This window comes from Chromobacterium sp. CCUG 76385 (assembly GCF_059916625.1).
This window is the reverse complement of record NZ_JAUCGU010000003.1, coordinates 1-10853: the sequence shown is the minus strand read 5'-3', so window position 1 is coordinate 10853 and position 10853 is coordinate 1. Positions and strand designations below refer to the sequence as shown.

At 64.6% G+C, this 10853-nt stretch carries 15 protein-coding genes; 10 read left to right on the top strand and 5 right to left on the bottom strand.

Translation table 11 applies throughout. The features are described 5' to 3' along the window. Positions 1–10 precede the first annotated feature (10 nt). Genes QUG01_RS03465 through QUG01_RS03445 form a run of 5 tightly spaced genes read left to right on the top strand, consistent with a single transcriptional unit; the run spans position 11 to position 2953 of the window. On the top strand, positions 11–553 hold the full coding sequence (locus QUG01_RS03465) for a GspH/FimT family pseudopilin (protein WP_500828901.1): 543 nt from the start codon (positions 11–13) through the stop codon (positions 551–553). Then, positions 540–1037 carry a hypothetical protein gene (locus QUG01_RS03460; protein WP_500828900.1) on the top strand — a complete coding sequence of 166 codons (498 nt, stop codon included), beginning with the start codon at positions 540–542 and terminating at the stop codon, positions 1035–1037. The genes QUG01_RS03465 and QUG01_RS03460 overlap by 14 nt, the downstream gene beginning before the upstream one ends. Then, positions 1015–1887, top strand: coding sequence for a hypothetical protein (locus QUG01_RS03455; protein ID WP_500828899.1), 873 nt, complete (start codon positions 1015–1017; stop codon positions 1885–1887). The genes QUG01_RS03460 and QUG01_RS03455 overlap by 23 nt, the downstream gene beginning before the upstream one ends. Continuing rightward, entirely contained in the window at positions 1884–2528 is a 645-nt protein-coding gene (locus tag QUG01_RS03450; protein WP_071109899.1) for a pilus assembly protein, read from the top strand. The genes QUG01_RS03455 and QUG01_RS03450 overlap by 4 nt, the downstream gene beginning before the upstream one ends. Beyond that, positions 2525–2953, top strand: coding sequence for a type IV pilin protein (locus QUG01_RS03445; RefSeq protein WP_500828898.1), 429 nt, complete (start codon positions 2525–2527; stop codon positions 2951–2953). The genes QUG01_RS03450 and QUG01_RS03445 overlap by 4 nt, the downstream gene beginning before the upstream one ends. A gap of 21 nt (positions 2954–2974) precedes the next feature. On the opposite strand, the gene QUG01_RS03440 is transcribed toward QUG01_RS03445, so the two are convergent. From QUG01_RS03440 to metX, 4 genes are read right to left on the bottom strand one after another with little or no spacing between them, the layout of a single operon-like run. Next, positions 2975–4252 (bottom strand): AmpG family muropeptide MFS transporter, encoded by a 1278-nt coding sequence (locus QUG01_RS03440; protein WP_103321206.1) that lies wholly within the window; start codon positions 4250–4252, stop codon positions 2975–2977. A gap of 53 nt (positions 4253–4305) precedes the next feature. After that, the gene (locus tag QUG01_RS03435; protein WP_500828897.1) at positions 4306–4494 is read right to left on the bottom strand and encodes a YqaE/Pmp3 family membrane protein; all 189 of its coding nucleotides are present in this window, start codon (positions 4492–4494) and stop codon (positions 4306–4308) included. Between the two features lie 25 nt (positions 4495–4519). Further along, positions 4520–5116 carry a methionine biosynthesis protein MetW gene (gene metW, locus QUG01_RS03430; RefSeq protein ID WP_500828896.1) on the bottom strand — a complete coding sequence of 199 codons (597 nt, stop codon included), beginning with the start codon at positions 5114–5116 and terminating at the stop codon, positions 4520–4522. Continuing rightward, positions 5113–6255: a homoserine O-succinyltransferase MetX gene (gene metX, locus QUG01_RS03425; protein ID WP_500828895.1), complete on the bottom strand. Its 1143-nt coding sequence runs from the start codon at positions 6253–6255 to the stop codon at positions 5113–5115. The genes metW and metX overlap by 4 nt, the downstream gene beginning before the upstream one ends. Before the next feature lie 164 nt (positions 6256–6419). On the opposite strand from metX, the gene QUG01_RS03420 reads away from it, so the two are divergent. The 5 genes from QUG01_RS03420 (at position 6420) to ybaK (ending at position 9949) form a co-directional block, all read left to right on the top strand. Beyond that, positions 6420–6602: a protein MIGRI gene (locus QUG01_RS03420; protein WP_500828894.1), complete on the top strand. Its 183-nt coding sequence runs from the start codon at positions 6420–6422 to the stop codon at positions 6600–6602. Between the two features lie 76 nt (positions 6603–6678). Continuing rightward, entirely contained in the window at positions 6679–7596 is a 918-nt protein-coding gene (gene mnmL, locus QUG01_RS03415) for a tRNA modification radical SAM protein MnmL/YtqA (protein ID WP_500828893.1), read from the top strand. A gap of 264 nt (positions 7597–7860) precedes the next feature. Further along, on the top strand, positions 7861–8778 hold the full coding sequence (gene msrP, locus QUG01_RS03410; RefSeq protein WP_500828892.1) for a protein-methionine-sulfoxide reductase catalytic subunit MsrP: 918 nt from the start codon (positions 7861–7863) through the stop codon (positions 8776–8778). Continuing rightward, entirely contained in the window at positions 8778–9395 is a 618-nt protein-coding gene (gene msrQ / locus QUG01_RS03405; RefSeq protein WP_500828891.1) for a protein-methionine-sulfoxide reductase heme-binding subunit MsrQ, read from the top strand. Before msrP ends, msrQ begins: the two co-directional genes overlap by 1 nt. Before the next feature lie 71 nt (positions 9396–9466). Beyond that, positions 9467–9949, top strand: coding sequence for a Cys-tRNA(Pro) deacylase (gene ybaK / locus QUG01_RS03400; RefSeq protein WP_071109905.1), 483 nt, complete (start codon positions 9467–9469; stop codon positions 9947–9949). Here the strand turns inward: ybaK and QUG01_RS03395 are convergent. Further along, positions 9933–10697, bottom strand: coding sequence for a substrate-binding periplasmic protein (locus tag QUG01_RS03395; protein ID WP_500828890.1), 765 nt, complete (start codon positions 10695–10697; stop codon positions 9933–9935). The two genes, ybaK and QUG01_RS03395, sit on opposite strands and share 17 nt — an antisense overlap. Positions 10698–10853 lie beyond the last annotated feature (156 nt).

Below are 10853 nucleotides of genomic sequence, written 5' to 3'. Positions count from 1 at the left end.
CGGAGGCAATATGGGCCGACCAGCCCAACAAGGCATGACGCTGGCGGAACTGATGGCAGCAGTCGGCATCGCGGTGATTGTTTCCCTGCTGGCCGTTCCGCTGCTGGGCGCGGCGCGGGACAGACAGCGCCTGCTTGGCCACGGCCTGCTGTTGCTGAACAGCGTCCATCAGGCCAGGGCCGAGGCCTTGCGCCGCAACCAGCCGGTTTTCCTGTGCGCCGCCAATCTAAAAACCAACCTCGAATTGCAGGGCTGCCAGCCGGTGCAGCCAGGTTCGCAGCAGGTCTGGCGCGAGGGGGGATTGGTTTATGCCGACAAAGGCATGGACAACGCCAGTTACGACGGCGGCGAGCGCTTGCGGCTGGCGATGTTCGACCGTGAGCGGGTGCGCGTGCAGGCGCCGGTGCGGCAATTGACGCTGCTGCCGGAGGGACGGGTGGAGCCGGAGGGCGGCTTGGTCTTTCAACTGCGTTCCGGCAGCCGTTGCCTGGCCGTGTCGGTGGCGGCGGACGGCCGCGCTGCGTTGGGGGGCATCGCCGATGATTGCGCGTGAATCGGGATTCAGCCTCTTGGAAACCATGGTGGCGCTGTCGATCTGGCTGGCGGCGCTGCTGGCGCTGGCCAGCATGCAGGCGCGATCATTGCACCATGCGCGGGAGGCGGAGCTGCGCGCCCGCATCGACATGGCGGTCAGCAATTTGGCCAACGCCATCCAGGCGCGGCCCGAGGCGCATTGGATTCATTATCTGGAAAGCGGTTACGACGATCACCTGTCGGCGCCGGACTGCGCGCTAGGCTGCGATCCGGCGCAACAGGCGGCGGCCGATTTATCGCGCTTCAAGCAAGCCTTGCGCGCGAGCGGCAACCTGGCCGAGCGGGCGCGCGCCGCGGTGTGCCGCGGCGATGTCAAAAACAAGCCCACGCTGCATGCGCCCGGCTGCGGCGGCAGCGGGCCTTTGGCGATACGCGTGGCCTGGCGCAGCCGCCAGGGGCAGGGCTGGCAGGAGCATGCCGATGTCTGGCCGTTGCAGCCTTGACGTACAGCGCGGCGGGGTGCTGCTCGGCATATTGCTGGCCACCGCGCTGGGCGCGCTGGTGACGGCTTTGGCGCTGACCTCGCTCACGGCGACCAACCAATCCGTGAAAGACGCCGCGCGGCATCTGGAGGCGCGGCAGCAGGCGCTCTGGGCGATGGGGCAACTGGCGAGAGACGTGGCGAAGCACCGCCATTTTGGTTGCGGCGCGCAGGCGTGGACGGCGCAGGATTTTGCCGCCGGCCATTGGCGACTATGGCTGCCCGGCCGCTGGCTGCCGCATCGTAAACTGCTGCGCGACGACAAACAGCAATTGGCCGGAATCGAACTGGAACCGCTGGCGAGCAGCAATAGCCAGTCGTGGCCGCAGAGTCTGTTGAGCAGCTGCGCGGCAACATTGGCGTTGACGGGCGCGTCGGCGCAGTGGCTGGGCGGCGCCAATGCGCCTCTTCTGCAGCTGACGCCGGCTCTGCCATTGCAGACTGCGGAGCAGACGGATGGCCTGCATGCGCCTTCGCTGCAGCTGTGGTTGCCGCTGGAGCGGCACTATGAGCTGCGCGACCACCGCTTGCTGGCGCGAGACCGCCTGGGCGGCCTGCCGCTTGGCGCAGAACGCTTGCTGCTCGATAACGTCGAGCAATTGTCGATCCGCGTGCAGTTGCGCTCCAGTTGTGGCGAGGGGGCGGCATGGCAATGGCGCGGGGCGGAGGCGCTGGACGCCAGCGCCGCGCAGCGCTTGGCGGCGGCGCGGCTGGAGTTGGCGTGGCGGCCGGATAGCCGCCGGGCGCGGGTGGAGCGTTTGAGCCAGGACTTGCCGTTGATGTCGGCTTCGTCATGCGGGGGTAAGACATGAATCATTCTGCGCAACGCGGCGGCGCCTTGTTGATGGTAATGGGGTTGTTGTCACTGTTGGCCATGCTGGTGTTGTCGTCGTCGCAGCTTATCCTCAGCGCGCGCTTGCTGGCGGCCAATGCACAGGAGCGCCGCCGCGCCGAAGGGTTGGCGCGGCAGGCTTTGCGCGGCGCGGAGCAATGGGTGTGGCAATGGGACCTGAAAAACGATATGGCCAGCCGGGCAAACGATCCCGCCAAGTTGTATGGCCACGAGGCTGTATTTTCGCCTACCTGCCATGGGACGCATGGCAAGGGCTTGTGCGAGCCGACGACGCCGCCGGAGAAACAAAATCTGAACGGCGTGCCATTGCTGCATCCCTGCGGCAACAGCCGGGAGTACGAACTGGAACCGTCGGTCAAGCAATGGCAATGCCCGCAGGGCGTGAGGGCCGGCAGCTTGTCGTGGGCGAATCCGCGTTATGTGGTGGAATTGATCGACCCGCGTTTCGGTTCGGGGCAGGCCGGTCCGGCGCGTTTGTACCGGATCACGGTGCGCGCCTGGGGACATAGCCGCTTCAGCGCGGTGACGCTGCAAAGCTGGTATCGAGTGGACAATGGCGGCGAAGGGCGCCGGCTGGGCTGGGAGGAGAAAGCGCGATGAATAGAAGAGGACTGCGTGGCTTCACTCTGCTGGAAATGATGATCTGTCTGGCGATTGCCGCCTTGCTGCTGTCTTTGGCGGCGCCGGCTTATCAGCAATACATGCAGCGGGCGCGGCTGGCGGAGGCGAAGGCGGCGCTGCTGGAAAACAGCCACTTCATGCAGCGCTGGTATCACGAATACGGCGTCTATTATCAGGATGGTCCGCTGGCCTGGCCCACCTTGCCGGCGAGCGGAACGACCGCCTTCGCCATAGGCTTCAGCAGCGCAACGCCCTCGACCGACAATGTCGAGCAGGCCAGCTTCATCATCGAGGCGCGGCCCAAGCCCGGTTCCGGCCTGGATGAGTGGCTGCTGAAGGTCGACCAGGACGGATCGATCAAGCAGTGTCGGCTAGACGGCGGCAGCGAGCAGTGCCAGCTTTGAACCGCGCCTGGTTTAGCGCGATCAGGCCTGTTGCGGCGCCGGATCGTCCCCCCATGGCGCCACCTTGACCAGCAGCATCATGCCGGGAATCGCCAGCGCGGTGCACAGGAAGAAGAACGAGGTCCAGCCTATGGACTCCACAATGTAGCCGGTGGCGGCGTTGGCCAGCGTGCGCGGCACCGCCGCCAGACTGGTGAACAGGGCGAACTGGGTGGCGGTGTAGGCGGGATGGGTGCTGCGGGCGATGAAGGCGACAAAAGCCGCGGTGCCGAGACCTACGCCCAAGGCCTCGAAGCCGATCACCACCGCCAGCATCGCCAATTGCTCCGCGCCCACGCTGTCGAAGCGGCCGTAGCTGGCCAGCCAGGCAAAGCCCAGGATGGACACCACCTGCACCACCCCGAAGGCCCACAAGGCGCGGTTGATGCCCAGCTTGATCATCCATACGCCGCCCAGCAAGCCGCCGATCACCGCCGGCCAGAGTCCAGCGTGCTTGGCCACCAGGCCGATCTGCGATTTGGCGTAACCCATGTCCAGATAAAACGGCGTGGCCAGCGAGGTGGCCATGCTGTCGCCGAGCTTGTACAGGAAGATGAAGCCCAGTATCCACAGCGCGCCCTGCCAGCCCTGGCGGGTGACGAATTCATGGAACGGCTCCACCACCGCCTGGCGCAGGGTTTTCGGGCTGCCGGAGGCCAGCTTGGGCTCCTTGACCATCAGCGTCATCAGCGCGCCGGGCAGCATGAACAGAGCGGTGATGACGAACACGCTGCCCCAGGGCATACGGTCGGCCAGGATCAGCGACAGCGAGCCCGGCACCAGGCCGGCCAGGCGGTAGGCATTGATATGCACGGTGTTGCCGAGGCCGAGTTCGGCGTCGCTGAGGATTTCGCGGCGGAAGGCGTCCAGCACGATATCCTGGCTGGCGGAGAAGAAGGCCACCGTCAGCGCCAAGCCGGCGATGCTCCAGATGTCCTGTTTGGGATCGAACAGGCCGAACACCGCCAAGCTGGCCAGCAGCGCCAGCTGGCTGGCCAGCATCCAGCCGCGACGGCGGCCCAAGAGCGGCAGCGCGTAGCGGTCCATCAGCGGCGACCACAGGAATTTCCAGGTGTAGGGCAGGCCGATCAAGGCGAACAGGCCGATGGACTTCAGGTCCACACCCTCGCTGCGCAGCCAGGCCGGCAGCAGATTGATCAGCGCGTACAAAGGCAGGCCGGAAGCGAAGCCGGTGAATACGCAGACGAGCATGGTGCGCGAGAACACGTCGCGCCGCCAGTTGATGGTGGCTAGGGTCATGGGCTGGTTGTCGTTATGGTTGGCGGGCCGCCCGCGCCGGGCGCGGACGGAAATCAGCGCCGCAGCGCCCGTGCTATCTTCTGGTCGGTCTTGTACTGGCTCAGCGCGTACACCGACCACAACGCGGCCGGCAGCCAGCCGATGATGGTCAGTTGCAGCAGCAGGCAGAACAGGCCGGCGAAGGGCCGGCCTATGGTGAAGAACTGCAGCCATGGCAGGAAAATGGCCAGCAACAGGCGCATGTTTCTCTCCTTGTGCGGGACGGAATCAGCCGCGCGCCACCCGGTAGAAGGCCAGGCTGCCGCGCAGGTTTGGCAGCAAGGATACCCGCTTGCCCTTGTCCATGACCACCCTCTGCATCACTCGGATGCGGTTTTTGGCGCAGAGTTCCTCGAAGTCGCCCAGCATGCACCAGTGGATGTTAGGGGTGTCGTACCACTGATACGGGATGGTGTCGGACACCGGCATATGGCCCTGCAGGATCTGCAGCCGGTTCTGCCAATAGCCGAAGTTGGGGAAGGTGACGATGGCCTCGCGACCGACGCGCAGCATCTCGTTGAGAATGGCCTCGGTGTGGCGCATCGCCTGTATGGTCTGCGACAGCACCACGTGGTCGAAGCGCGCGTCGCCGAAGTCGGCCAGGCCGGTTTCCAGGTCGCCCTGGATGGCGTTGACGCCGGAGGCGACGCAGCGCACCACATTGGCCACGTCGAAGTCCACGCCATAGCCCTGTATCTGCTTGTCCTGCTGCAGGGCGGCCAGAAGCTGGCCGTCGCCGCAGCCCAGGTCCAGCACTCGGCTGTGCGGGGCGATCCAGTCGGCTATCAGTTGCAGGTCGGGACGGAGGGTCTGGATAGCGCTCATGCGTTCACCTCCTGCGCCACGCGCTGAAGATAGGCGCGCATCAGCTCCACATACGGCTGATCCAGCATCAGGAAGGCGTCATGGCCGTGCGCCGACTCGATCTCGGCATAGCTGACGCGCTTGCCGGCGGCGATCAGCGCCTGCACCGTCTCGCGCGAGCGTTCCGGCGAGAAGCGCCAGTCGCTGGTGAAGCTGGCCAGCAGGAATTGAGCCTGCGCCGGCTCCAGCGCGGCGGCCAGGTCGCCGCCGTGTTCCCGGGCCGGGTCGAAGTAGTCGAGCGCCTTGGTCATCAATAGATAGGTATTGCCGTCGAAGTAGTCGGAGAACTTGTCGCCCTGATAGCGCAGATAGCTCTCGATCTCGAATTCCACATCGTAGCCGAAGCGGTATTCGCCGGAACGCAGCATGCGGCCGAATTTCTCGCCCATGCCGTCATCGGACAAATACGTGATGTGGCCCAGCATGCGGGCCAGGCGCAGGCCGCGGCGGGGGATGGTGCCCTGCTGGTAGAAGTCGCCGCCGCAGAAGTCCGGGTCGGACAGGATGGCCTGGCGCGCCACGTCGTTGAAGGCGATGTTCTGCGCCGACAGCTTGGGCGCGGAGGCGATGACCAGCGCGTGCGCCACGCGATCGGGATACGCGATGCTCCACTGCAAGGCCTGCATGCCGCCGAGCGAGCCGCCTATCACCGCCGCCCAGCGCGTGATGCCCAGGCGGTCGGCCAGGCGGGCTTGCGAGGTCACCCAGTCCTGCACCGTCACCACCGGAAAGGCCGAGCCCCAGGGCTGGCCGGTGGCCGAGTTCAGGCTGGACGGGCCGGTGCTGCCGTGGCAGCCGCCCAGATTGTTGACGCCGACGACGAAGAAGCGGCTGGTGTCGATGGGTTTGCCGGGGCCGACCATATTGTCCCACCAACCGGCAGCCTTATCGTCAGGCTGGTAACGTCCGGCGACATGATGATGGCCGGACAGGGCGTGGCAGACCAGGATGGCGTTGCTCTTGTCGGCGTTGAGCCGGCCGTAGGTTTCGAAGCGCAACTGGTAGCTGGGCAGCACGGCGCCGCTGGCGAGCGGCAAGGGGACATCGAATACGGCGTCTTCGGCCGCGACGATGCCTACCGAACAATCGGAGTCGGTCATGGATTTGGGGGCCTCTTCTATTTTTATCCGCGCCCGCCGCTCTCTGCCGGAGCATGTCTTGGCGCGGTCTCCTGCGGCTACCGTCCGATTATATCCACAACATCGGCTTGCGCGGGAAGTGGTCGCGCCGGGATAATCGGCCGTTCTCCGTCACCGGTGCCGCCATGTTCGGACGCCTGTTCAAATTCTTCGCGCTGTGCCTGATCCTGTGGACCGTCGCCCGCTGGCTGCTGGGGCCGCGCCAGCGCCGCACGCTGCATGAGCTGTTCTCCGCGTTGGCCATCGCCTTGCTGATCAGCGCCGGGCTGTTCTGCGTGCTGTATTGGCTGGGTTGGCATACTATCTGAATCGGCAAGTCCTTGATCCCGCTCAGCTTGTCTGAGGCCGCATCGCGCTAGACTGCGCGCTTTTGCCGGCAACGCGATGGATCTGACCCGCCACCTTCATACCTTTGGCTATTACCTGAAACAGCGCTTCGGCCAGACCGTGCATAAGCTGTCGTTGGCCGGCGATTTCACCTGTCCCAACCGCGACGGCACGCTGGGACGCGGCGGCTGCGCGTTTTGCAATGTCCGCAGCTTTGGCCGTGACGCCGCCGCGCTTTCCATCAGCCAGCAGTTGGCGCGCGAAAAGGCCAAGACCGACCGCGCCAGGCTATACCTGGCCTATTTCCAGGCCTACACCAGCACCTATGCCGAAGTGGAAACGCTGCGCGCGTTGTACGACGAAGCGACTTCTGCCGCCGATGTGGCGGGGCTGTGCGTCGGCACCCGGCCCGATTGTGTGCCGGACGCCGCGCTGGATTTGCTGGCGGCTTACCGGGACGCGGGCAATGAAGTGTGGCTGGAGCTGGGCCTGCAGACCGCGCACGACCGCACCCAGGTCTTGATCCGGCGCGGCCACACGCTGGCCGATTACCGCGATGCTGTCCGCCGCGCCCACGCGCGCGGACTCAAGGTGTGCGCTCATCTGATCGTCGGCCTGCCGGGCGAGGGGAAGGATGATGCGCGCTCGACGCTGGACACCGTGCTGGATATCGGCGTCGAGGGCCTGAAGCTGCACCCGCTGATGATCGTCCGCGGCAGCCGGATGGCGGCGCAGTACCGGCGCGGCGAAGTGTCGCCCATGGCGCTGGATGACTACGCCGACCTGGCAGAATGCCTGATCCGCCACACGCCGCCGGAGGTGGTGTATCACCGGATTTCCGCCACCGCCCAGGCGCCGACGCTGATCGCGCCGGACTGGTGCGGCCCGCGCTGGGCCGCCTTGCAGGCCATAGGCGAGCGGTTGGCGCGGGAGGGCGGGCAGGGCAGCGCGCTAGGGGCTGTTGACGTTTGGTGAGTGGATCGCGTTTGCGCTACGCCAAACCCGCAGGGCCGGGCGCCTTTCGCGCCGACTCTTCGTTGTTCCGCGCTGGCAGAGAATGAAATGCGGCGCGCGAAACGCCTCGATTCGTCGCGAAACGCATCCCGGCGCGACCGCCCACCAAACGTCAACAGCCCCTAGGGCGCGGCTGGATGCCTTGATCGGACAAAACTGTTTTCATGCGCTACTGTCAGAATCCGGAGGATGGTCCGACCAAATGGAAACGACAGGAGAGCCGCCATGCTGATCAGAAAACCCGCCGACCATTTGCCGTCGGACATCACCAGCGAATCGGTCTATTTCAACCGCCGCGCTTTCATGCTGGGTGCCGCCGGCCTGTTGCTGTCGGCGGAAACGCTGGCGGGCCTGAACGCCAAGAAAAGTCCGTTGTCGCAGCTTGCCGCCAACGACAAGCCCAACAGTTTGAAGGACATCACCAGCTACAATAATTTCTACGAGTTCGGCACGGACAAGTCCGATCCGGCGCAGAACGCCGGCAGCCTGAAGATGCGGCCTTGGAGCGTGCTGGTGGACGGCGAGGTGGCCAAGCCGCGCCGTTTCGCCATCGAGGATTTGCTGAAGTTTCCCTTGGAGGAGCGGGTCTACCGGCTGCGCTGCGTCGAGGGTTGGAGCATGGTGATTCCGTGGGTGGGGTTTCCGCTGGCCAGCCTGCTCAAGCAGATGAATCCGACTTCGCGCGCCAAGTATGTGTCGTTCGAGACCTTGCAGCGGCCCAGCGAAATGCCGGGGCAGCGCACATCGGTGCTGGAGTGGCCGTATCGCGAAGGCCTGCGCATCGACGAGGCGATGCATCCGCTGACCATACTGGCGGTGGGCCTGTACGGCAATGTGCTGCCGAATCAGAACGGCGCGCCGATCCGCCTGGTGGTGCCGTGGAAGTACGGCTTCAAGAGCATCAAGTCCATCGTGCGCATCCGGCTGCAGGAAACGATGCCGGCCACCAGTTGGAATCTGGCCAATGCCCATGAGTACGGCTTCTATTCAAACGTGAACCCGGAAGTGGACCATCCGCGCTGGAGCCAGGCGTCGGAGCGGCGCATCGGCGAATTCTTCAAGCGCAAGACGTTGATGTTCAACGGCTATGCCGACCAGGTGGCCGGGCTGTACCGCGGCATGGATTTGAGAAGGAACTACTGATGACGACGCTGCGCATGAAATCCCCTGCTTCCGCGGTCGACCGCCGGCTCGCCATCGGCAAGGCATTGTTGTTCATCGTCTGCCTGCTGCCGCTGTCGCGCGCCGCCTGGATCGTCTTGTCCGGCGAGGCGGTGAATCTGGTCGAATTCATCACCCGCTCCACCGGCACCTGGACGCTGGTGTGGCTGCTGGCCACGCTGTCCATGACGCCGCTGCGCCGTTTCACTGGCCAGGCTTGGCCGCTGAAATGCCGGCGCATGCTGGGCTTGTTCGCGTTTTTCTACGCCAGCCTGCATTTCACCACCTATATCTGGCTGGACCAGTTTTTCGATTGCCACCACATCCTGAAGGACATCGTCAAACGTCCGTTCATCACCGTCGGCTTTGCCGCCATCGTGCTGATGTCGCCGCTGGCGTTGACCTCCACCCAGGGCTGGATGCGCCGGCTCAAGCGTAACTGGGGCAAGCTGCATCGGCTGGTGTATCCGGTGGCCATCCTGGCGGTGACGCATTACTGGTGGCTGGTGAAGAAAGACATCACCCAGCCCTTGATCTACGCCGCGGTGTTGGCCCTGCTGTTGGGGCTGAGGCTGTGGTGGCGCGCGCGCAAAGCTTGATCGGCCTGCTTGGCACAGGCGGGCCGGCGTTTTAAAGTCGGGTGTTTTGTCTTAGCCGCAAGCGAATCATCATGTCGAAGGAAAAAGCCCCGGTCACCCAGGCCATCCGCGTGCTGCGCGAGCACAAGGTCGATTACAGCGAACACCTGTACAAGTACGAGGAAAAGGGCGGCACCACGGTGTCGGCGCGCGAACTGGGCGTGGACGAGCACGCGGTGGTCAAGACGCTGATCATGGAGGATGAAAACAAGCATCCGTTGATCGTGCTGATGCACGGCGATTGCGAAGTCGGCACCGGGATGCTGGCCAAGCAGATCGGCGTCAAGAAGATCCACCCCTGCGATCCGAAAACGGCCGACAAGCACAGCGGCTATCAGGTGGGCGGCACCAGCCCGTTCGGCACCCGCCACGCCATGCCGGTCTATATGGAAGCCAGCATCGCCGAGCTGCCGGTCATCTACATCAATGGCGGCAAGCGCGGTTTCCTGGTCGGCGTCAGCCCGCAGGACGTCATCCGCGTGCTGCAGCCGACGCTGGTCAACGCGGCGGCATAGCCTCGGGGAAGTTGCGCTGGTAGATGGCTTTCAGCGAGCCATCCTTTTCCATCTGCTCCAGCGCGCGGGCAACATCGTCGCGGATGCGCGCCGCCTGAGGGTAAGCGCGCGAGAACATCAGAGCAAGCGGCGTTTCCTTATCCAGCGGGGTGGGGATGTAGCCGAACTCCTTTTCATGCTCCGGCATGCTGCTGTGTATCTGGAACAAGCCGCGTTCCAGCGTCATCGGCGCCAAGTCCAGATGTCCCAATTGCAGTTGCCGCAGCGCGTTTATCTCGTCGTTGGTCTGCAGCGTGTTCAGCTTGTGTTGCTGGAATAACGGGATATACCAATAGCCGAGTTGAATGGCGATACGGTAGCCGCGCAACTCGTCCAGCGATTTGAATTGCAGCGGCGGATGCGGCATATGCGGCTTGTGGTAGAACAGATAGCTGGTGGAGCGCATCAGCGGGGCGGAGAAGTCGAACTCGGTCTCGCGCTCCTGCGTCGGGCGGTAGGGGAAGGCGGCGGCGGCTTTGCCCATCCGTATCATCGCCTCGGCCTGCGGCCAGCTCATGTAATTGAGATGGACCTGATAGCCGGCGCGCTGAAAGGCTTGGCGCACCATTTGCGAGAAAACCCCGTCTTGCTGCAGGCTTTGCGAGACGAAGGGCGGCCATTCGCCGGTGGCCAGCTCGACGGTGGGCTCCGCTGCTGCCAGGCTGCAGCGGAGCGACAACGCGAAAACGAGCAATAGCAAACGCCGCATGGCCATTCCTTGGATGTGGGGCTTACTGTGTTATCGCACAGCGCCTTCCGCCAACCAAGTTTTCGCCGGATGGGCCAAGCCTAGGGGCTGTTGACGTTTGGTGAGTGGATCGCGTTTGAGCCGATTTGTGCCGGAAGCAAGGCGCACAGTCCGCCG